A 21,037-nucleotide genomic window follows, 5' to 3' on the forward strand; every position below is an offset into this window, starting at 1 on the left:
CTGGCCGCTGCCGGCGGCGTGGCTGCAGCGCATCTAGTGGTCCTTGGGTCCATCAAATGCGGTGACCGGGGCGGCCTCCGGAACCCGGCTGCCCGTTTCCCGCGCCTTCTTAGCGTTGAACTTCTTCTGCCGCGGGTCGAACGCGTCGCGCAGCCCGTCGCCGATGAAGTTGATGCTCAGGCAGATCAGCACGATGAACAGGCCGGGGAACCAGAACAGCCAGGGACGGGTGGCGAACGCCTGCTGGTTCTGCGAGATGAGCAGGCCCAGCGAGGTATCCGGAGCCTTGACGCCGACGCCGAGGAAGCTCAGCGCCGTCTCGGTGAGGATCGCGGCGGACATGGTCAGCGTGACATTCACGATCAGCACGCCGACGGCGTTGGGCAGGATGTGCTTGAAAATGATCCGCGCGTTGCTGGCGCCGGAGATCCTGGCCGCGTCGACAAATTCCCGCTCCCGCAGGGTCAGGAATTCGCCGCGCATCAGGCGGGCCAGGCTCACCCAGCTGATCAGGCCAAGGAAGATGCCCAGGGCCAGGACGCCGTTGGTGCTGGCGAAGGCGGCGAACCAGCTTCCCGAGTCCCGCCGTCCGGCCATCTGCGCCATCACGGCGGCGAGCAGCAGCGCCGGAACGATGATGATCACGTCGGTCAGCCGCATCAGGATTGCTTCGGCCCAGCCGCGGAAGTAGCCCGAGACCGCTCCGACGACGACGCCGATCAGCCCCGCGATGATGCCGATGACGAACATGACCGTGATGGACTGCTGCGCCCCGCGCATGGTCATGGCGAACAGGTCGCGGCCGATCCGGTCCTGGCCGAACGGGTGCTCGCCCCAGGCCAGCGGCCAGAGCGAGGAGGTCGGCGCGCCGTCGTTGACCAGCGGCGAAACCTGCTCGTGGTTGTACTTCCACCAGCCGGGGATGCCCCAGTACCCGACCGAGGTGAAGGCGACGATGAAGATGAGCGCAAAAACCCCCAGGCCGATGATGGCACCGGAGTGGCCGAGGAAGCGCTTGCGGACAATCTGGCCCTGGCTCAGGCCCTTAGCTTCGAGGACGGGCTCGATGCCGGCCGCCGGCGTGGGCTGCAATGCGGCTTCTTCGGCCATGATTTCGTCTTGCTGGCTTGGCTGGCTCATGCTTTTACCCTTACGCGCGGATCAAGTGCGGAGTAGGCGAGGTCCGCGATGAGGTTGAACACCATCGCAGTGATGGCTACACACAGGAAGACACCCATGACCGGGTTGGGGTCAACGTGCGAGATGCCGTCCAGGAAGAGGAAGCCCATGCCGCGGACGGAGAAGACCGATTCGGTGATGACGGCGCCGCCGATCAGGCCGCCAATGTCGAAGGCCACGATGGTGGCGATCGGGATCAGCGCGTTGCGGAAGGCGTGGCGCATCACCACGGTCCGTTCCGACAGGCCCTTGGCCCGGGCGGTCCGGATGTAGTCCATGTTCATGATCTCCAGCATCGAGGCCCGGGTGAACCGGGTGTAACTGGCGAGGGAGATCAGGATCAGCGCCATCGTCGGCAGGATCAGGTGGGTGAAGGAGTCCAGGCCCAGGACCCAGAAGTCGCCTTCGATGTTGGGGGTGGTCGCCCCGATGGTCGCGATGGGGCGGCCACGCACCCGGCTGTTGTTGAAGTACGTGGGCCACGCCTGCATGAAACGGTCCAGCAGGATCATGAATCCCACCAGGAACGACGTGATGGCGGCCGCGCGCATCGACTGCCCCCGGTCGTAGCCGCCGACCAGGTAACCGATGCCCAAGCCGACCAGGACGGCGGCGATGGCCAGCAGCACGATCATGACGAAGGTGGCCTGGTCCAGCAGGGGCTGGACCAGGAAGTACAGGACCACGCCGACGCCGACAGCGATCAGTGCGGACTGCAGGGCCTTGCGGTTTTTCAGGCCGGCGGTGAGCAGGGTGACGGCGAAGGCGATGCCGACGCCGGCAATGGCGATCAGCACCGGGCCCAGGCCCGGGGCCTTGAACCATTCGGTGGCGGAGAAGTAGATGAGGATGGCCGTGACGAAGAGGAAAACGACGCCGCCGGAAAGCACCCTGCGCTTCAGCTCGCCGCCTATCGCCACCGCGATCAGCGCACCGAAGGCGATGCCGATGGCGATGGCGGTCGGTATCGGGATCTCCGGGTTCCTCAGGAAGTTGTTGAAGCCGATGGCGCCGAATTCCTTGAGCAGGACGGCGACCCAGAAGATTGGGAGGGAGAAGAACAGGAAGGCCATGAAGGTCACGCCGTAATCCAGCGCGCTGTACTGGCGCAGGGCGGTGATGATGCCCAGGGTGATGCCGACCAGGATGGCCAGCACCGTGGCACCGGTGACCAGGGTCAGGGTCTGGATGAGGGCATGGCCCAAGGCGTCGGTGACGGGCTGGCCCACGATGTTCTTGCCCAGGTCACAGGAGTTGGCGAAGGGCACGAGGCACTGGGCGGCGCCGCCGAGCCACTTGAAGTAGCGCAGCGGCGGCGGGACGTCCAGCTGCAGGAGTTCGGTGCGGGCGTCCATCAGTTGCTGCTTGTTGGCCGCGCTGATGGCGCGGTATTCCTCGAGGGGGTCGCCTGACGCCGCTGTCAGGAGATACACCAGGAAGGATGCGCCGAGAAGAATGAGGGCGGCAGTCATGAGCCGCCGGACTATGTAGGTCACCATGGGGAATAGAACCTCGGTATTCGGGCCCAGGGATCGCCCGGACCGGTCTCAGAGTTAGGCCGGATGCCCCGGACGATGCGGCCGCGCCAGTTCCTCGCCGGGGTCGCTAGAAAGGCGTCGGGACCGTAAAGCCGTGGTCCCGACGCCTTTAGCTAGCAAGTGTCACTTGAGGCTGCGGGCTACTTCTGCGCCCACTCCCAGAAGTTCCACCAGACACCGGTCTGGTTCGGCATGTACTTCACGCCGGTGACGCGGTCGCTGTATGCGTCCACGCCGACGGACTGGAACAGCGGCAGGCCGTAGCTGGAAGCCCAGATCTTCTTGTCGATCTGCTGGACCAGGTCATCCTGCTTGGCCTTGTCGGTGGTGACGATCAGTTCGTCCATCAGCTTGTCGGCGTCGGGATCGGTGAACTTGTTGAAGTTCGAGCCGTTTCCGGACTTGAAGATCTGCGGGACGCCGGAGACGCCGACACCCGAGTTGCTCCAGCCAAAGATGGTGGCATCGTAGCTGCCGTTGCCGAGGGCCGCGCCCCAGTCCGACTTGCCGAGGCCGCCGTCGACGACCTTGAAGCCTGCCTTGGCGGCGGACTCGCGGATCAGGGAGAAGGAGTCCACCCGGTTGGGGTTGTCCTTGTTGTACATGATGCGGACCGTGGGGGTGGCGCCGTTCAGCAGCTTCTTCGCACCTTCGATGTCAACATCCTGGTAGGCGGAGGAGCCGTTGTCCTTGACGGAGTCGGCGTACTTGGCCTGGTCCGGGACGAAGAGCTGGGAATCCAGCGGAGCGGACTTGTCATCGAGCTTCTTGACGATCTTGTCGACGATGTCCTTGCGCGGAACCGTCTTCATGAAGGCTTCGCGGACATTCTTGTCGGCGAACGGGCCGCTGTAGTTCAGGTCGAGGTGGTCGTAGGCCAGCTGGTGGCCCACCTCCACCGTGACGCCCTGGCTTTCGAGGGCCTTGAGCTGCTCCACCGTGTCGGCGGAAGCCTGCGGGGCGATGATGTCGGCCTCGCCGTTCTTCAGCGCCTGGACCTGGGCCGGGGCTTCGCCGATGTAGCGGACGGTGATTTCATCCAGCTTGGGCTCCGGGCCCCAGTTGTAGTCCTTGTTCCTGACCATGGTCAGGGACTGGTCCTGGTTGACGGCCTTGACGACGAAGGGGCCGTTGGAGAGGTAGAGGCTCGGGTCGGCCGGCAGCGTCTTGGTGTCGAAGCCGGTGTTCCACATGTCGGCCATGGCCTTGAGCTGCTTGTTCGCGGGCTTGGGGTTCTTAGCGTCGCCGCGCGGCATGCCCTTGACCAGGTCAACGAAGGCCTTGGCGTCCGCCAGGCCGGCCTTCTTCGCAAGGACGTGGGCCGGAATGTCGATGCCGGGGCCGCCGAGGGCGATTTCCCAGTCAGCGAAGGGCTTGGAGTACTTGAGGGTCATCGAGCGGTTGTCGTCGCCGAGTTCCGGGAAATCGGTCAGCGCCAGGCCGGTCGGATCTCCCGCGTAGTCGAAGTACGAGGTGCCCTTCTTGCCATCCGCGTCAGCGTCGTTGTAGTAGCCGGAGAATGCTGCCCACTGAAGCACCAGGTCGGCTGCCGTGACGGGAGTGCCGTCAGACCACTTGACGCCGTCGTTGATGGTGTACTTCACGGTGAGCGGGTTGTCTGAGACCTTTTCCATCTTGCCGAACTTTTCGTTGCGTACAACGTTCAGCTTGTTATCGACGTAGAAGAACCCGGAGTGGGTGGCGTAGCTGATCTTGGAGTTGATATCAGTGTTGCCTTCAGCGGTGTTGGGGTTGAACGTATTGAACGCGTTCACCTCTACGACCGTTGCCGATCCGCCTGTCTTGGCTGCTGCCGCGGCTGACGACGGGGTTGTCCCGCCGCTGTTGCCTGCGCAAGCGCTGAGTGCGAGTGCTGCTGCTGCCGCGACCCCCACTGCTTTGGAAATACGACCGAATCGCATTCCGCCTCCTTGTTTCTGTGGTGTGGATGAGACCGGCGCCGTAGGCACCAGACAGACGTCCACACTCCCCCAGCGGCAGTGTGGCGCGTCTCACATGGGATGAAGCGTAAACCCATGACAGGGCAGAAGGGCATGAAAGTTGACCGCGGGTAAAGTTCGTTATCGAGCTGCAACAATTGGCGGCACCGTTAACTGAATTTTGTCGAAATTCATTGACGGATGCGGCACCCCAAGATAAAAGCCGATTGCTGCAAAAAGCCCGGATTCATGCAAATCGGGGCTTTACGAGTTAATCTTCCATTACTGGCCCCGACGGGGCCCAACCTGCGAAGCTGCACTCCGCCACGTCTTCGTTGGCAGCGCGACCGCCCGATCGCCATGTACTTTCCGCTGCTCCGACGCTAATGGTTCTGGCCGATTGCCAAGGTGCCGGAATTGCAGGCCAGTTGAAGTCCGCCGCCGACCGGGTCGAGCCTGCAGTTCTGGTCCTTTACCCGCGGCCAGCCGGCGAGCTCGGGCGCGCTGCGGCTCCACCGGTAGTGGGTGTCGTCGTGCCGCACGTAGATGTCGACTGCCTCGCCGTCGAACTGATCCTGGGTGATGAGCACCGACTGGCCGTCAGCGGCTTCAAGCCTCACATAGTCAGCAGACATCCCAGCCGTGAGGAAGGCGAAGAACAACAAGAGCGCAAGGTAGGGCACCGCAGCGGCCGCAGCCAGACCTGCGGTCCACGCGGCTGCCAGCCGTAGCTTGCGGCGGCGGATCCTTCTGATGAGCGGCGGCACCAAAAGGCTCGCCGCGGCGGCCGCCGCCATTAGCGCAATAGCCCGGAGCCCTGCGCCAATACATTCGGCCGGCACAGCGAAGAAGAGAAGTAGATGCGAACCGGCGGCAACCCTGGCGGCCTCAGACACTGCACTTCCGCCCCACCCGACCAGCGCTGCCGCCACCAGGACCGCAGCGCCCCAGCCCTCGCGTCGGCTCAGGGGTCCACATCCCACCTCTACACTCTGTCGGCTTCGAGGACGAAGAAGATGAAGGACAGGAACGCTGTCTTCTCGCCAGTGAGGATGCGCGGGGGGAGGAGTTCGTGCGGTGTATCTGGAGACGGGGCTGGTTCGCTTACGGCGGCTACACGGTATCCGGCCGAGATGAAGGCGTTGATCATCGCGTGAAGGGGCCGGTGCCAGAAGGTCAGGACCGCAGGCTCGCCGTCGAACTCGTAGTCCTCCGAGTACTCCCGGACGGCGAAGTAGTCCTCGGTTGGCTGGGTGACCACGCTGACCGTGGGGTGGTTGACCGACAGGATCAGGCGGCCGCCCGGCTTGAGCACGCGCCGTAGTTCGGCAAGCGGTGCCGACCAGTCCTCGAGGTAGTGCAGGACCAGGGACGCGACGACGTCGTCGAAGGAGTCATCGGCGAAAGGGAGCGGCCTGCTGAGGTCGGCCAGGTGGAGGTCTGCGCTCTCTCCCAGTCGCTGTCGTGCCAATTCGAGCATGGCAGGACTGGAATCGAAGCCGGTCACGACCGCGCCCTTGGCGCTCAGTGCCGCGGACAGGGGCCCGGAGCCGCACCCGGCGTCGAGAATCCGGCGGCCGGCCACCTCGCCGGCGAGGCCTAGCATCGCGGGCCGCTCGTAGTAGGCGTTGAGGAGGCTGGACTCGTTCTCCGCCGAGTAGCTCTCAGCGAAACTGTCGTAGTGGTCGGCTCGCACGGATCCCCGCTCTCAGGTTGACGCTGATGGTCAGGTCGGTCGGCCCGATCCTACAACTTTTCAGGGGTCCTGTGCGGGGCACCGCACGACTTCACAAATGCTGATCACCCATTACCCAAACTTCTTCCATCGTCCTTCGGAAACCACCTCGACGGAGCCGTCGACGACCTTGATGGCTGTCTGTTCATCGATGGCGTAGGCAGGAACATCTATGTCGGCGGCCCACCGCTCTGCGTGGGCCAGGGTGTTGCCCGGGAAAGCGTCCAGATGAGGAAAGATCGAAAAATCCACCACCCCCAGAGTCTGATCATCCGGAGCGGACGGCCACTCGACGAAGTAATCCCCGATCCGGGGTGTCATCACCATGCTTCCGGCACTCACCCCCACCCACACCGTGTCGGGAAGTGAGGGCAGCAGCTCGGCCAGCCCGGACTCCCGCATCCAATGGGACAGGTACATCGCGTCGCCGCCGTCGACCAGGAGCACGTCGGCCTCCCGAAGCCAAGGGACCCACCGATCCGCGCCGATGGTGGGCAGCGCGGTCAGTTCGAGAACACCGAGCGACGCCCAGCCCAGGCCGGACAAGTGACGGTGGTTTGGGTCGGCGGCCAGTAGGCCCCGCACCGATGCCGGTCCGCACATGGGGTGACCCCACTGCGCCGTCGGGACGACCAGGGCGTGGCACTGGGCGACCGGTTTGTTGAGAAGCTGCACGAGCGCCGAGTGGATGCTCGGGTTCGTCACGCCGCCTGACGTCAGCAAGAGTTTCACACGTGCCCCCAAAGTTCGCGCGCGGATGGTGGGTGTGCCTGAACTCGCGGGAAACGGGCTGGAACCCACCGGCCGATCCGGCCCGCCCGTCTGGCGCTCGGCCCTTCAATAGGTACACACCCAGCAAACCTTTGTCCATGGTCCGGCATGGACGCAGACACCACTCAGGTGGTGGACGCGCGACCCGGTCCGGTTCACACCGCCGTCGAGCGGGTGGCTAGGCTGGGTGGATGGCGACAGTTATCCTCGTGCGGCACGGCCGCACCACAGCCAATGCCACTGGACTGCTGGCCGGCCGGGCAGCCGGCGTCAGCCTGGACCAGACCGGGCGGGAGCAAGCGGCTCTGACCGGAGACCGGCTCGCGACCGTACCCTTGGTCGGGGTGGTGTCGAGCCCCCTTGAGCGTTGCCGGCAGACCGCCCAGCTCATCCTCGATCGCCAGGCGGGCGCGCCGTACGCGCCGGTCGATCTCGATCTCACCGAGTGCGATTACGGCCAGTGGCAGGGCCGCACGCTCAGTGATCTCGCGGCCGAGGATTTGTGGCCGGTTGTGCAGTCGCAACCGTCCGCCGTCGTCTTTCCCGGCGGTGAATCCATGGCCGCGATGCAGGCTCGGTCGGTGGCAGCGGTTCGACGCCACGACGCGGCTTTTGAAGCCGAGTACGGGCCAGGGGCCGTGTGGGTGGCGGTGAGTCACGGTGACATCATCAAGTCAATCCTCGCCGACGCGCTCGGCATGCACCTTGACCTGTTCCAGCGTATTAACGTGGGCCCCGCGTCCGTATCGATCGTCCGCTACGGCGCCAGTCGGCCGAGCGTCTACGCGACGAACACCGACGCGGGTGATCTGTCGTGGCTGTCGAACGGCATCCATTCCGGCGATGCGCCGGTGGGCGGCGGTGCAGGGCAACCGGCGCCATGACACTCATGTGCCTAAAATACTGACATGCCTTCACGTGTTCACGAGTTTGCCTGGCCCGATCGGGTCATCGTCGGCACCATCGGCGTTCCAGGGGCGCGCACGTTCTACCTGCAGGTGCGCGCAGGGAAGCAGCTCGTGAGTGTTGCCATGGAAAAGCAGCAGGCAGCTCTGCTCGCGGAGAAGGTCGACGAAATTCTCGACCAGCTCATCACCGTCGAGGGCAACCCGTTCAGCGTTCCCACGGGTACTCCCCTTGAACTTGTCGACAATGACCAGCTCGAGGCCGTTCAGGAGCAGTTTCGCACCGGCGCCATGACCTTAGGGTGGGATCCAACCACGGCCCAGGTCGTCATAGAGGCCTATCCCGTCACCGATGCCGATGCCGATGCCGATGCCGATGAGCACGACGAATCGCTTGACGAGGACGGCGCTAACGAGCCCGAAATGCTGCTGGTGCGAATGCCGGTCGGCACCGCCCGCGCATTCGCCAAGCGCACCCGCGAGATCGTGGGCGCCGGGCGTCCGACGTGCCCGCTCTGCGGTTACCCCATGGACGCCGACGGGCACATCTGCACCCTTCCCGAGGTCTGATGCCAGCGCCCGACCTAGTGAACACCGAGCTGACCCTCACCGGCCGCATCACGACGGCATCAAACGCTACGTTTCTGGGCAGCATCGGCGACGTGATGGTCGTCTATAAGCCGATAGCCGGCGAAAGCCCGCTGTGGGACTTTCCCCACGGCACCCTGGCTCACCGGGAGGTGGCCGCCTACCTGGTCTCGCAGGCCTTCGGCTGGGACGTCGTGCCGCGCACCTGGCTGCGCGATGGTCCGATGGGCGAAGGAATGGTGCAGCTCTGGCAGGAGCAAGACCACGCCCAAAGCGCCGTCGACCTGGTCGCGACGGACCGCGTGCCGGAGACTGGCTGGAAACACGTCCTTGAGGGACGGGATGAGAACGGACGGATGGTCGCCCTCATTCACGAAGACTCGCCCGCGCTCAGACGCATGGCGGTGTTCGACATCATCGTCAACAACGCAGACCGCAAAGGCGACCACATTCTTGCCATGACGGACGGACACCGGCACGGCGTGGACCATGGGCTCACCTTCCACCCGGACCACAAACTGCGCACGGTGCTGTGGGGATGGCTGGGAGACGCTCTGACCTCCGAGGAACGCGACGGCATCGATCGCGTCAGCGAGGGATTGAACGGCGGGCTTGGCCGAAACCTGGGGGACTTGCTCAGTGCCGAAGAAATCGCAGCGCTCGCAGCGCGCTGCGCCCGGTTGCGCTTGGCAGGGCGGTTTCCGGCTCCGCGCGGTGAGATGCCGGCGGTGCCCTGGCCGCTGTTCTAAGGAACGACGGCGAGGGCTTCGCCGGCTGTGCCGCGTTGAGTCGTCCTCTGCGGACTCGCCCGCCGAGCGGATCCAACGCCAGGCAAGAACGGTGCCTTGACCGCTTCACTCGTAGACGGTCGGGATAGCCGGACCGCCGGCCTGCAGCCGGTCCACGACCCGGGGCAACTCCGCCATGGAGGCCGCGTGCCGATCCCGCGCCCGACCCACCGCGCCCGGCCCGGTCCACCCGGGCAGGAGCTCGCCGCCTCTCATGAACTGCTGCAGAAGCGGCCGGCCGTTCTTGCCATCCGCCGGCGGATGCTCCACGCCGAGGACCTCATGGGTGGCGGTGCCGCGGCCATCCAGGCGGCGCACCGCGAACTTGCGGCCGCCCACGTTGATCTTGTCCTTCGAGGTCTTCGCGACGGCAACGAGCCCGCCGGAGTCGCCGGTGCGGCTTACCAACTTGTAGACCATGCCGGCGGTAGGCGCCCCGGAACCCGTCACCAGCGACGTGCCGATCCCGTAGGAATCGGCCGGCGCTGACCCTAGCGCGGCGACGGAAAACTCGTCCAGGTCCGAGGTCACCACGATTTTGGTGTGCACGTTGCCCAGGCTGTCCAGGAGTTCGCGGACCCAGCGCGCCTGGGCCACGAGGTCTCCGGAGTCCAGCCGGATGGCCCCGAGCTTGTCTCCGGCAAGGTCGACGGCGGTGCGGACAGCCGCTTCGACGTCGTACGTGTCCACGAGCAGTGTGGTGCCCGCCCCCAGCGAGGCAAGTTGCGCCGCGAAGGCGTCGCGCTCGGAGTCGTGGACCAGGGTGAAGGAGTGTGCCGCGGTGCCGACGGTCCGGAGGCCGTAGCGCCGGCCGGCGGCCAGGTTGGACGTGCCGGAAAAGCCGGCGATCACGGCCGCGCGGGCCGCCGCCGCGGCCGCTTCCTCGTGCGTACGGCGGGAACCCATCTCAATACAGGGCCTGCCGCCGGCGGCACTGGTCATTCGGGAGGCGGCCGAGGCGATGGCACTGTCGTGGTTCAGCACCGACAGGACGTAGGTCTCCAGGACGCAGGCCTCGGCGAAGGTCGATTCCACGATCAAGATTGGGGAATGCGGAAAGTAAGCCTCGCCCTCCGGATATCCCCAGATGTCACCGGAGAACCGGAAGGCGGACAGGTGTTCCAGCGTGTCTTGATTAACCACCCCGGAACCGGCCAGGAAATCGAGGTCGTCCTGGCTAAAGCGGAACTCCGCGATGCCTTCAAGGAGCCGGCCGGTGCCAGCCACGATCCCGTACCTGCGCCCGGCCGGGAGTCCGCGGGCAAAGGCCTGGAAGACGGACCGGCGGTGTGCGGCCCCGGAGTAGAGCGCCGCCTGGTACATGGTCAGCTCATAGTGATCGGTAAACAGTGAGGTCCGGGATCCGTCCGGTGCGGCAGATGTGCCCATGACTCACTCTAGGGCGGGGCCGTGCGGAAAGGGAGGCCGCTGGCCGCTGGTACCGGCTGGCGTGCTGTACCGTCTCCGGGCCGCACTTAGCCAGTGCGTGGAGCTTGCCGGATCCGAGCCGGCCCACGAACTGCTCACGCTCGTCAGCGCCGAACTGGAACGCCGCGAAAGCCCGGAGCATCCGCACCCGCGGTTCCCACCACGGTGAGGGACCAAAGACCCCACGCCGCCTCGGCGGGCTGGCTGCTGGCGCACCGCAAGGACCTTCGCCCCTACTCAGGGAACTCATACAAGCGATTAATGAGGGCTAGAGCGTGCGCTAAAGAGGAGAGGGATCATGGGAACATGCGATGTTTGCGGTAACCCCGACGGAAGGACGTTCACCGTCTCCATGGGAAACCAGAGTGGAACTTTCGACAGCTTCGAATGCGCCATACAAATGATGGCTCCGGCGTGCGAACACTGCGGCTGCCGGATCATCGGACATCCGGTGGAGAGCGAATCGGGCGTGTACTGCTGCCTCCACTGTGCCAAGGAAGCAGGAAACCCGCACAAGCCCGCCAAGGAACAACCTTCCGGCCTCGCCGTTCCGGTCCAAGACCCGTCTTCGCCCCGCTGAGTGCTTCCGCGGTGGACCGCCACCTCGGACTGGGCGGTTCACCGCGGAGATGGGGTGAGCGCGGTGGGAGATAGGGGCCGCTGTGGGCGAACCACGCGTCGACCATGTCGGATTACGTGGGCCAGGGAAAGTGCGTGGCCGGGCACTAAATAGGGGAAGCCCCACCAGCAATGCTGAAGGGGCTTCGACTGTTTTGATTCCGTTATGACGAACATCATCTCCCGAACTTGCGGGAATCCTAGCGCTTCCTGCCTCGTCACCGGCAGACCACGGAGGATTAGATCCACCATGCGTTCAAGGGTTCCCCTGCTGTTCGTTCCCGTCCTTCTTTCGAAGAACGTATAAACAGTGATACGCCTAGTTTTTCGATGGCGCAAGAGCCAATGCTCCCCGCGTCGGCGGGGCTTTTCCGAGCGGTGTCGGTGGATCAAGGTGACTGTAGGAGACTGCAGCTTGGATCCAGGGCCACAGCACCGCCGCAGAGGCCAGTTCCTGACGCCCGAACTGAACCTGAATCGAAAAGCCATCCGCCACGGGATCCGATAGCAACGCTAGGCTGTCATCGTGTTTGCCAGCTCGTGCTTCTCCGGGGTGACTTCCACCGGCAGGTTTGGCCTGACATTGTTGTCGAACCATGCATCGTGCTGCGCGGCCTCCTCCCAAATTTCCACGACAGTCATTCCGCCTACGCTCTCATAGGCGTAATGGGCGTTGAATCCTGGCGTGGCCATGAGCTTGTCCCTGAGAGCGGCGGCGATGCCTTCGTACTGTTCCCGGGTCAGGCCGGGCACAAGGTTTTGGACCAGAACAGTCATGGCGGACTCCTTTATAACCGAACGGCCAGCCGGGCGGACGGAACCCGCGGACAGGGCCGGCACAGCCGAAGCCTACGCCGGTAACGGCGGCCGCGACATAGCTGGGTGCTACCCCGTGGGGCTGGGACGGACCCCAAGACGGGGGGCGTTTGCGTGGCGAGCCTCGACACGTTGGATTCGTCCCGGGAACACGCGCCCGGCCGGGGGGCCAGTCGGCGATGTGTACGTTGGGTTGGCCGCGTCCGGCCCTGTTAAGGTTGGCGCTCCGGTCGGGCACTCAGTGCCGGGTCTCGTACCTGGTGAGGACCACACCGCCCGGAAAGGTCCGGGTCTCCACCAAGCTCAGGTTCACCCAGTTGTCCAGGGCTGTGAAGAACGGCGTGCCGCCGCCCAACAGCACCGGATGGGTGACGATCGCGTACTCGTCGATCAGTCCGGCCCGCATGGCTGCCGCGGCGAGCGTGGCACCGCCGATGTCCATGGAGGCGCCGTCGTCCGCCTTGAGCCGGGTGATCTCCGTGACCGCGTCGCCGGTGACCAGGCGGGTGTTGCCGTCGACCGTGCGGGTCGTCGAGGAGAACACCACCTTTGGCATGTCCCGCCAGCGGCGGGCGAACTCGATCTGCGCCGGTGTGGCGCCAGGCTGCTGGTCGGCAGTCGGCCAGTTGGAGCTCATCCTCTCCCACAGTTTGCGCCCGTACAGCGCCAGCCCGGTCGCCGCCACCCGGTCGGACCACCATTGGAACAGCTCGTCGCTCGGTGCGCTCCAGCCGAGGTCATCGCCGGGCGCAGCGATGTAGCCGTCCAGGCTCAGGTTCATACCGAAGGTCAATTTGCGCATGGCGTCAGTCTCCCGTGAGGGGGTATTCCTTGTACAGAGTTGAACAGACCCGGAGCGCCGACGCGCGACTAACCGTTCGTATCGATCGCCGGTCAAGCGGGCCGCAGACGTTCACTGCACCGCCGAGGCTTCGCCGTCACAAACGGGACAGCAGGTGATGGACGCTATGTGTGTGAAGTCCCGCCAGCCAGCATGGCCGGCGGGACCTTTCAAGTTAGCTCTCGCCGCACCCTGCTTGACAGAAAGAGAAACTAAGCAAGCTTATCATCCTGACGCTTCTCCACCTGCTGGTAGGCAGAGGCCCGGCGGCGGTCATCCTCCGGCTACCCTGAGTCATGACCGACCACCCAAAGACCTGGCACGACGGGCACAAAGCCACCCTCACTAGAGGGCAGCGCGCCGCAGACATCATGCGAAACGGAATGGGAAGTTGGCCATTCGTGGGCGGCTTCATCACTTTCATGCTCATCTGGGCCGCCATAAACACCTGGGCCCTGGCCACCAACTCCTGGGATCCGTACCCCTACATCCTTCTCAACCTCCTGCTCTCGATGCTGGCCGGACTCCAAGGGGCCATCCTGTTGATCGCCGCCAAAAGGCAGGATGCCATCGCCGCCGCCATGGCTCAACACGACTACGACACCAATGTAAAGGCCAAGGAAGAGATTGAGCTGCTAATGGCAATCAACAGCCAACAGTTGGAGATTCTCAAGGAGCTGAAGGAACTGGCGACCATTGAACGCCATGGCGTCATCGATCCTGCCGGCATCTGACCTGCACCCGGTGCCCGGACTAGGCCAGGCCAGTAGGCCCTCCTGGGCCCCCGGCTCCTTCTCCTGGGAAGCGCTGAGGCGGTGCAGTCAGCGCTGCAAGCCACCTGTAGGGTCGGAGCATGATCCAGACTGTCGCAGCGCCAATCTTGTGGTCCTATCACTGGCTTGGCATCCCGATCGCCGTCGCCGGAGCGATTCTGCTGGCCCTGGGCACCCTCTTCCAGCACAAAGCCGTAGACGAGCAGGCGCCCGCACCGGGGCGCGGCGCCGGGAGCATGGGAGGGGGCCGGCTGCAGGCCCTCCTGGGCAAACCGGCGTGGCTCGCCGGCACAGCCATGCTGGGAGCAGCAATACTCCTGCAGCTCACAAGTCTGAGATTCTCACCCCTGATCGTTGTGCAGCCCATCGGCGCAGTCGCCCTTGTGGTCACGGCCCTGGCGACCGCCAAAATGACCCGGAGGCCGCCGGGCCGCCGAGCGCTCACATCCGTGGCCCTGTGTATTGCCGGTGTCGGGGTGTTTGTTGCAGTCGCTGCAGTTTCCGCGCGCGACGTTGCAATCACCGACCGGCAACTCATCACAATTCTGATACTGCTCGGCGCTGTCCTCGCCGCGCTCGGCACGGGTTTCGGCCTTTGGCGCCACAGCTGGAGCGCCGTCGTGTTCACCGCCGGAGCCGGGACACTCTTCGGGTTCGTCGCGGCGCTGGCTAAAACCGTCATTGCCCGACTCTTCCAGGGCGACTTCGAATGGCTATCCCTGACCTGTCTGGCAGGGCTCATCATCGCAGCCCTGTTCGGGACGTTTTTGGTCCAAAACGCCCACACCCGAGGGACACCCGAACTCGTCGTCGCGGGCCTGACAGTAATTGATCCGCTCGTCGCCGTCACCATAGGCATTACCGTCCTCGGGGAGGCTGACACAGCCCCGGCAGAAGCATTCATCGCATTCCTCCTCGCCGGCGCAACAGCCGTCGCCGGAGTCGTCCTGCTGGCCACCGTCAAAAAGGCACCGGTCAGCACTACGGCCGCATAGTCCGTAGCACAGCAGCCTCCTCCGTCCTAACCGCGACAGCGGCCCCTACGGCCGCATCCGTCTCCCCCGCAGCGCTGCCCCGACCAGTGCGCGGCAGCCAACACTAGCCACCGCTGTACTCTTCAATTCGCCGCGCAATATGGCAACCGCGGAAGGCGTCACCGCCATGGTCGCGATTGACGTCTGCATACCTAGACAGACCTTATTCCGTGAGACGCGTCGACCCGGCCCTTTTGCGCGTGCGAAGAAGCTCTGGCGGTCGTGGCACCATGCAGGGCTATTTCCGCAAAAGCGGCCGCCAGGAACATGTGTTCTTGGCGGTCATCGCAAAAAGGCTCAGGGACTACACGTTGAAGCGGAACTCCCCCACGTTCCGTCACGGAATAACGTTTGCTCCACCACGATGGACTCGAAGACGAGTTCGCGGCCGATCCAGAGCACCCGCGCACTGCCGGACCTGCTCGGGAGGACCTCATGAAGTTGCGCGCGGCACTCCGGAAGGTTCAGCGCCTGGACGGACCGGCCATCACCGGCGGGTTACTCACCCTCGTTGAAGAGGAACGTCGTCGTCGCAGGACGGCGCGGAAAATCCACATCTTCGGGCCCGCCCGGGCACGTCGACGCCCGCCCCGCACCGGACCCGGCACCGACCCCGCACCGAAGAGAGCGCGGTCGGTGACCTGTGCTGCGCTGACAGAATAGACACGGGCCACGACCTCGTTTTCGCCACCTCCACCCGGACGTAGCCGCCGACTTACCTGCAACCGGGAAGGATCCTGTGACGCCCTCGAATCAGACCAGGCCGGGCACAGTCCCGTGTCCCGGTTCAACGGTAAGGAGAGCGCCCATGCTGGGCGCCGGCTCTGAATCCCGGGACTCGAGCCAGAAGTCCAGCTCCTCAGCGGACACCGGACTGGACATGAAGAAGCCCTGGGCGAGGTCGCACCCATAGTCACTGAGCGCCCGGTAGGCCCGTTCGTCTTCAACGCCCTCCGCCGTCATTTCAAAGCCCAAGCTGTGGGCCAAGTCGATGGTCGAGACCACCAAAGCGGTAGCGCGGGCGTCATCCATCATCGAAAGAACAAAGGACTTGTCGAGCTTGAGCTCATCGATGGGAAGCTCCCGCAGGTAGGACAGCGAACTGTACCCCTTTCCAAAGTCGTCGACGGCGATCCTGACCCCCATCTCCCGCAGGGCCGCCAGGACAGCACAGGCACGCTCACGGTCAGCAACCAGCACGTCCTCCGTGATCTCCACGACCAGCACAGAAGGAGATAACCCCCGGGCGGCGGCCATGGCGGCAACCTGCTCTGGCAGCCGCGCGTCCATAATCGACCCCGCGGACAAATTAACCGCAACAGAAATCAACCGTCCCTGCCTCGTCCACCGAGCCGCCTGATCCAAGGCCTTGACCAGCACCACGCCCGTCAGGGCCCGCATGAGACCGGCCTCCTCAAAGCGATTGAGGAAAGCATCGGGCTGCAATAACCCCAGGCTCGGGTGGGTCCAGCGAACGAGCGCTTCTACGCCGCGGACCTCGCCCGTCCCCAGCTCAAGCTTCGGCTGGAAATGCAGAACAAGCTGATCTTCGGTCAGGGCTGCATTTAATGCCTGCACGCTGTGGAAGTGCGTGTGACCAGAGGCGCCCACTGTCTGCATGTAGAGAGCGTGGCCGCTGCGGTTGGACTTCGCCGAGTACATGGCCATGTCCGCTTTGCGCAATAGCAAACTCAGGTCCCGGCCTTGCTCCGGAAAACACGAAATGCCGATGCTGGCGTTGACCTGCACCGTGACCCCGCCCAAGTCATAAGCGCTCCCCAAAACCTCCCGAAGCTTCAGGGCCACCGCCTCCGCTTCCTTCGGCGAACAGTCGGCGACATGAACCACAAACTCATCCCCGCCCATCCGGGTCAATAGATCGGCGTCACGGAGCTTTCCGGACAATCGTGCGGCGACCTGCCTGAGGAGCTCATCCCCCACATCGTGGCCCAACCCGTCGTTGATCTCCTTGAACTTATCCAAATCCAGTAACAGGACTGCGCTGGCCCGGCGGGCGTCGGCCAGCCGTAACGGCAGATCAGCGTACAGGGCGCGCCTGTTCGGAAGACCGGTGAGCTCGTCAGTCCTGGCCTGCCGGTTGGCATCAGCCAGCCGGATCCTCTGCCGAAACACCAACGGCAACACGGCCAACGCCAACGTAAGTCCCGCCAGCACAACCGCCAGCAGCATCACGCGTTGTTGGGTGGCCAGGATTAGGACACCAAGTCCTGCAACCGTTGCTAGTGCCGGGACGGCCTGAACCGGGATATCAGGACGCCTTGCCCGGGCCGACGACTGCCCGGCATCTTCCTGAACTACCGCCCAACAACCGATCAAGGCAGTCCCCAGCGCCCACGCCGTATCCAGCGGAGTTCCCACGACATAAAGATCGTGGAGTTCCAGCAGGGCATACACGATGTCCGCCCCGGTAAACGTGAGCAATCCAGCCACCAGCAGGACCCACCCACGTCCCAACCCGCCGCCAGGGGTGGCTGCGATTCCCATGACCGTAGCGACCAACAACAGATCCAGCAGAGGATAGGCGGCGCCAACCGCTGCCGCCACCGAATGCGACCCCCCAAAAGCAGACCCAGAAACCGGCCCCAGGACCACGGTCAGAGCTGCTGCAGCCCCAAGGCCTCCCACAACACTGTCCAGGACGACCGGCCAGGTCATGTCACGCAGCCGCCCCCTGACGACCACCAGCAACGCCGCGAGCATCAGGATGTAGAAGCCGACATAGCCAATATCCGCGGGCGAAGGCAGGGGAACATTTCCGCCGCCGGCCGACTGCACAGCATAGTAGGTGTCGCCCGCGGCCTGGCACGACACAGCAGCTGCCACCAAAGCGATGTCCGGTCTGCGGGAGCGCGCTCGTCCGACCACAAGCCAACAGACAACCGCAGGCAGCCAAACCGTCAGGAGCGACAAGAATCCATCGACAAGGGGACTGAAAGCATCCGAATCACGGCATAAGACGCCGACCGCATACAGGACCGCGGCAGCGATCATGCCACCGGAACACACCCAGATAAAACGCCTCCACGAGTGGACTCCGGCGCCCGCCACGTCCTGTCCCGCCATCAGCCCTCACCCCAGCAACGGGCCACAGGGGCGATCCGCAGAGCAACGCCGCGCTTGGCTTTCGAAAAGTCACCAATTAGGGCAAAGACGTCGACAACATTGCAGATCATGATGCTCCTCCGCGGAAACCTTCCGCTACATACTCAGCTATCGACCTACAAACGCGCCCGGTAACGATATCCCGCCCATAAGGAAGTCCCCGAAGCTCTGGTACTGGAGTCGACCCAGCTGCAACGAACCTCAGTCGAATCCGGGAGGGATAAGGGGGTCCAAGAAAAACAATGCGTCAATCTTTCGGGGCCGGAGCCGGTTGCCTTCAGGATGCAAAGTCCGGGCGGCATCATTTCGCCTTGGCAACCGGTGGCAAAACGCGCATGGCCGCTAAGAACGTGCGTTCTTGGCGGCCATCGCAAAACGTCTCAGAGGATCAGGAACTACACGTTGAAACGGAACTCCACCACGTCGCCGTCGGCCATGACGTATTCCTTGCCTTCAATGCGGACCTTGCCACGGGCCTTCGCTTCGGCCATCGAGCCGGCCTCGATGAGGTCGTCGAAGGACACAACTTCGGCCTTGATGAAGCCGCGCTGGAAATCGGAGTGGATCACGCCGGCGGCCTGCGGTGCCGTGTCGCCCTGGTGGATGGTCCAGGCCCGGGTCTCTTTGGGACCGGCGGTGAGGTAGGTCTGCAGCCCCAGCGTGTGGAAGCCGACGCGCGCCAGCTGGTCGAGGCCGGACTCGTCCTGGCCGTTCATTTCCAGCATTTCGCGGGCTTCTTCCTCGTCCAGTTCGACGAGGTCGGACTCGAGCTTGGCGTCGAGGAAGATGCAGTCGGCCGGGGCCACCATGGCGCGTAGCTCTTCCTGCTTCTCCGGGCTGCCAAGGATTCCCTCATCCGCGTTGAAGACGTAGATGAACGGCTTGGCCGTCAGCAGGCCCAGCTCCTTGAGGTGTTCCATCTCGATCTTGTCGCTCTTGATCGAGGAGAAGATGGTGTCGCCGCGTTCCAGCACAGCCTGGGCGGCCTTGACGGCGGCAAGCTCGGCGGCTTCGCGCTTCTTGATCTTTACTTCTTTTTCGATCCGGGGGACGGCCTTCTCGATGGTCTGCAGGTCCGCCAGGATCAGCTCGGTGTTGATGGTCTCCATGTCCGAGCGGGGATCAACCTTGCCGTCGACGTGGATGACGTCTGGGTCATCGAACACGCGGACGACCTGCGCGATGGCCTCGGCCTCACGGATATTCGCGAGGAACTGGTTGCCCAGGCCCTCACCTTCGGAGGCGCCCTTGACGATGCCGGCGATGTCCACGAAGGACACGGCGGCCGGGAGCAGGCGTGCGGAGCCGAAGATGGCCGCCAGCTTCTCGAGCCGCGGGTCCGGCAGGTTCACGACGCCGACGTTGGGCTCGATCGTGGCGAACGGGTAGTTCGCAGCGAGCACCTGGTTGCGGGTCAGTGCGTTGAAAAGAGTTGATTTGCCGACGTTGGGCAGTCCGACGATGCCAATAGTAAGAGCCACGAGTATTGATTCTACCGGTAAACGGGCCGGTCCCCTGCGGCGGCGGGGCGCTGTTCGCCGTCGGCGTCGCTCCTGGCTGCCTCAGACCGTGAGGGCCCGTGCGTCACTGGCTAAAAGTGTCAGGGGTGCGTGCCAGAGTGAAGGCATGGACGCTTTCGCACTCATTCTCGCCCTGCTGATGTTGCTGATCGGAGCCGTCGCCGGCGCCGCCTTCACCTTCGTGGTGTTGCGGCGTCGCAGCGCCGGCCTTGAACAGGACTTCGACGGCGTCTCCGCGCGCCTTTCCGAGGTCAGCGCCCAGTTCGCCGCCGCCGACGCCGAACGCCGCCTGCTGGCGGCCCAGAACCGGGAGCTGGGCGACGCCAGAACGCAGGACGGCAGCGTGCTGCGTGCACTGGCCCCCGTAGCCGAAAAGCTCACCGCGGTTCAGCAGCAGGTCGCGCTGCTGGAGCGGGACCGGCTGGAACAGTACGGCCAGCTCGCCCAGCAGCTGCAGGAGGCGAGGCTGTCTGACGAGCAGCTGCTGCGCTCAACGCATGCGCTCGAATCCGCCCTGCGCTCCAACAGCGCGCGCGGCCAGTGGGGCGAAGTGCAGCTGCGCCGCGTGGTCGAGGCGGCCGGGATGCTCCGCCACGTGGACTTCCACGAGCAGCTTCACAGCTCCGGTTCCGGATCAGAGAACACCGTCCGGCCCGACCTCGTGGTGCAGCTCCCGGGCGACAAGCAACTCGTGGTGGACGCCAAGGTGCCGCTGACGGCCTACCTTGAGGCGCAGGAACTCGGCGCCACCGCCGCAAGCCGGGCCGCCGGGGCGGGAACGCTGAACGGTCAGCAGGCCCTGCTGGCCACCCACGCGAAGGCCCTGAAGGCCCACGTGGACGCCCTGAGCAACAAGAAGTACTGGGACATCCCCGGCAATGCCCCGGAACTGGTGGTCTGCTTCCTGCCCGCGGAGTCGATCCTGGCCGCGGCACTCACTGCGGATCCGGCCCTGCTGGACTACGCGCTGTCCAAGAACGTCGTCCTCGCCTCGCCCGGGACGCTGCTGGCGGTCCTTAAATCGGTGGCGTTCACCTGGCGGCAGGACGTTCTGACGGACAGCGCGCGGGAGCTTTTCGAACTGGCGCAGCAGCTCTATGAGCGGATGGGAACCCTGGGCGACAACGTCTCCAAGCTTGGCTCATCGCTGAAGACCTCGGTGGACCGCTACAACTCCCTGGTCGGCACACTGGAGGCCAGGGTGCTGCCCACCGCACGGAAGCTCAACGCCCTGGACGGCGCGGGCCTGGCGACTCCGGTCACCGTCGAGGTGACACCGCGCTCGGTGGCGGCACCGGAACTCCAGCAGGAAATTGGCGTACGGGACGTCGTCGGCGACCGGGCCGACGACGTCGAGCGGCGCAACGACGCCGGCACCTCGGAAGAGTCAGCCGCGTAGGACTACTCTCCGGGCCAGGACTGTTCCGGGCGAGGACTGTG

The 21,037-nt window shown here is 64.7% G+C and carries 17 protein-coding genes; 6 read left to right on the forward strand and 11 right to left on the reverse strand.

The genetic code is table 11. The annotated features are described in order from the left end of the window. Positions 1-33: 33 nt before the first annotated feature. The 6 genes from AC1DBL_RS01015 to AC1DBL_RS01040 all read right to left on the reverse strand — a co-directional run bounded on the left by AC1DBL_RS01015 (position 34) and on the right by AC1DBL_RS01040 (position 7,124). On the reverse strand, positions 34-1,140 hold the full coding sequence (locus AC1DBL_RS01015; protein WP_476925301.1) for an ABC transporter permease: 1,107 nt from the start codon (positions 1,138-1,140) through the stop codon (positions 34-36). Next, entirely contained in the window at positions 1,137-2,678 is a 1,542-nt protein-coding gene (locus AC1DBL_RS01020) for an ABC transporter permease subunit (RefSeq protein WP_476892183.1), read from the reverse strand. Before AC1DBL_RS01020 ends, AC1DBL_RS01015 begins: the two co-directional genes overlap by 4 nt. A 179-nt stretch (positions 2,679-2,857) precedes the next feature. Continuing rightward, positions 2,858-4,639, reverse strand: a complete 1,782-nt coding sequence (locus AC1DBL_RS01025) for an ABC transporter family substrate-binding protein (protein ID WP_441417153.1) — start codon at positions 4,637-4,639, stop codon at positions 2,858-2,860. Positions 4,640-5,040: 401 nt separating this feature from the next. After that, on the reverse strand, positions 5,041-5,454 hold the full coding sequence (locus AC1DBL_RS01030; RefSeq protein WP_476925302.1) for a hypothetical protein: 414 nt from the start codon (positions 5,452-5,454) through the stop codon (positions 5,041-5,043). 188 nt (positions 5,455-5,642) lie between these two features. After that, a complete protein-coding gene (locus AC1DBL_RS01035) occupies positions 5,643-6,353 on the reverse strand; it encodes a class I SAM-dependent methyltransferase (protein ID WP_441417151.1) in 711 nt (236 codons plus the stop codon). Between the two features lie 111 nt (positions 6,354-6,464). After that, a complete protein-coding gene (locus AC1DBL_RS01040) occupies positions 6,465-7,124 on the reverse strand; it encodes a Type 1 glutamine amidotransferase-like domain-containing protein (RefSeq protein ID WP_476925303.1) in 660 nt (219 codons plus the stop codon). A 230-nt stretch (positions 7,125-7,354) separates the two neighbouring features. On the opposite strand from AC1DBL_RS01040, the gene AC1DBL_RS01045 reads away from it, so the two are divergent. The 3 genes from AC1DBL_RS01045 to AC1DBL_RS01055 are packed head-to-tail and all read left to right on the forward strand — an operon-like array spanning position 7,355 to position 9,405. After that, positions 7,355-8,047: a histidine phosphatase family protein gene (locus tag AC1DBL_RS01045; protein WP_476892179.1), complete on the forward strand. Its 693-nt coding sequence runs from the start codon at positions 7,355-7,357 to the stop codon at positions 8,045-8,047. 24 nt (positions 8,048-8,071) lie between these two features. Next, positions 8,072-8,638: a DUF3090 domain-containing protein gene (locus AC1DBL_RS01050; protein ID WP_476925304.1), complete on the forward strand. Its 567-nt coding sequence runs from the start codon at positions 8,072-8,074 to the stop codon at positions 8,636-8,638. Then, a complete protein-coding gene (locus AC1DBL_RS01055; RefSeq protein WP_476925305.1) occupies positions 8,638-9,405 on the forward strand; it encodes an SCO1664 family protein in 768 nt (255 codons plus the stop codon). Before AC1DBL_RS01050 ends, AC1DBL_RS01055 begins: the two co-directional genes overlap by 1 nt. A 105-nt stretch (positions 9,406-9,510) precedes the next feature. Here AC1DBL_RS01055 and AC1DBL_RS01060 read toward each other — a convergent pair whose 3' ends face one another. The 3 genes from AC1DBL_RS01060 to AC1DBL_RS01070 all read right to left on the reverse strand — a co-directional run bounded on the left by AC1DBL_RS01060 (position 9,511) and on the right by AC1DBL_RS01070 (position 13,108). After that, entirely contained in the window at positions 9,511-10,833 is a 1,323-nt protein-coding gene (locus AC1DBL_RS01060; protein ID WP_476925306.1) for a nicotinate phosphoribosyltransferase, read from the reverse strand. Between the two features lie 1,170 nt (positions 10,834-12,003). After that, the gene (locus AC1DBL_RS01065) at positions 12,004-12,267 is read right to left on the reverse strand and encodes a hypothetical protein (RefSeq protein WP_476892175.1); all 264 of its coding nucleotides are present in this window, start codon (positions 12,265-12,267) and stop codon (positions 12,004-12,006) included. Positions 12,268-12,544: 277 nt separating this feature from the next. Beyond that, entirely contained in the window at positions 12,545-13,108 is a 564-nt protein-coding gene (locus AC1DBL_RS01070; protein WP_476925307.1) for a dihydrofolate reductase family protein, read from the reverse strand. A gap of 335 nt (positions 13,109-13,443) precedes the next feature. Between AC1DBL_RS01070 and AC1DBL_RS01075 the strand changes: the two genes are divergently transcribed. Together AC1DBL_RS01075 and AC1DBL_RS01080 are read left to right on the forward strand one after the other, a co-directional pair. Then, positions 13,444-13,881: a DUF1003 domain-containing protein gene (locus AC1DBL_RS01075; RefSeq protein ID WP_476892174.1), complete on the forward strand. Its 438-nt coding sequence runs from the start codon at positions 13,444-13,446 to the stop codon at positions 13,879-13,881. Positions 13,882-14,000: 119 nt separating this feature from the next. After that, the gene (locus AC1DBL_RS01080) at positions 14,001-14,915 is read left to right on the forward strand and encodes a DMT family transporter (RefSeq protein WP_476925308.1); all 915 of its coding nucleotides are present in this window, start codon (positions 14,001-14,003) and stop codon (positions 14,913-14,915) included. A 792-nt stretch (positions 14,916-15,707) separates the two neighbouring features. Here AC1DBL_RS01080 and AC1DBL_RS01085 read toward each other — a convergent pair. Next, complete coding sequence (locus AC1DBL_RS01085) at positions 15,708-17,798, reverse strand: putative bifunctional diguanylate cyclase/phosphodiesterase (RefSeq protein ID WP_476925309.1); 2,091 nt, start codon at positions 17,796-17,798, stop codon at positions 15,708-15,710. A 674-nt stretch (positions 17,799-18,472) separates the two neighbouring features. Continuing rightward, the gene (gene ychF / locus AC1DBL_RS01090; protein WP_476925310.1) at positions 18,473-19,558 is read right to left on the reverse strand and encodes a redox-regulated ATPase YchF; all 1,086 of its coding nucleotides are present in this window, start codon (positions 19,556-19,558) and stop codon (positions 18,473-18,475) included. A gap of 145 nt (positions 19,559-19,703) precedes the next feature. Between ychF and AC1DBL_RS01095 the strand changes: the two genes are divergently transcribed. Beyond that, positions 19,704-20,996 carry a DNA recombination protein RmuC gene (locus AC1DBL_RS01095; protein WP_441417132.1) on the forward strand — a complete coding sequence of 431 codons (1,293 nt, stop codon included), beginning with the start codon at positions 19,704-19,706 and terminating at the stop codon, positions 20,994-20,996. The last annotated feature ends 41 nt before the right edge of the window (positions 20,997-21,037 follow it).

Source organism: Arthrobacter sp. 10T44, from assembly GCF_056393885.1.

What these genes read in the sequence shown, in the direction of transcription:
- AC1DBL_RS01015 (WP_476925301.1), bottom strand. Translation starts at nt 1,140, where the DNA reads ATGAGCCAGCCAAGCCAGCAAGACGAAATCATGGCCGAAGAAGCCGCA.
- AC1DBL_RS01020 (WP_476892183.1), bottom strand. Translation starts at nt 2,678, where the DNA reads ATGGTGACCTACATAGTCCGGCGGCTCATGACTGCCGCCCTCATTCTT.
- AC1DBL_RS01025 (WP_441417153.1), bottom strand. Translation starts at nt 4,639, where the DNA reads ATGCGATTCGGTCGTATTTCCAAAGCAGTGGGGGTCGCGGCAGCAGCA.
- AC1DBL_RS01030 (WP_476925302.1), bottom strand. Translation starts at nt 5,454, where the DNA reads ATGGCGGCGGCCGCCGCGGCGAGCCTTTTGGTGCCGCCGCTCATCAGA.
- AC1DBL_RS01045 (WP_476892179.1), top strand. Translation starts at nt 7,355, where the DNA reads ATGGCGACAGTTATCCTCGTGCGGCACGGCCGCACCACAGCCAATGCC.
- AC1DBL_RS01050 (WP_476925304.1), top strand. Translation starts at nt 8,072, where the DNA reads ATGCCTTCACGTGTTCACGAGTTTGCCTGGCCCGATCGGGTCATCGTC.
- AC1DBL_RS01055 (WP_476925305.1), top strand. Translation starts at nt 8,638, where the DNA reads ATGCCAGCGCCCGACCTAGTGAACACCGAGCTGACCCTCACCGGCCGC.
- AC1DBL_RS01060 (WP_476925306.1), bottom strand. Translation starts at nt 10,833, where the DNA reads ATGGGCACATCTGCCGCACCGGACGGATCCCGGACCTCACTGTTTACC.
- AC1DBL_RS01065 (WP_476892175.1), bottom strand. Translation starts at nt 12,267, where the DNA reads ATGACTGTTCTGGTCCAAAACCTTGTGCCCGGCCTGACCCGGGAACAG.
- AC1DBL_RS01070 (WP_476925307.1), bottom strand. Translation starts at nt 13,108, where the DNA reads ATGCGCAAATTGACCTTCGGTATGAACCTGAGCCTGGACGGCTACATC.
- AC1DBL_RS01075 (WP_476892174.1), top strand. Translation starts at nt 13,444, where the DNA reads ATGACCGACCACCCAAAGACCTGGCACGACGGGCACAAAGCCACCCTC.
- AC1DBL_RS01080 (WP_476925308.1), top strand. Translation starts at nt 14,001, where the DNA reads ATGATCCAGACTGTCGCAGCGCCAATCTTGTGGTCCTATCACTGGCTT.
- AC1DBL_RS01095 (WP_441417132.1), top strand. Translation starts at nt 19,704, where the DNA reads ATGGACGCTTTCGCACTCATTCTCGCCCTGCTGATGTTGCTGATCGGA.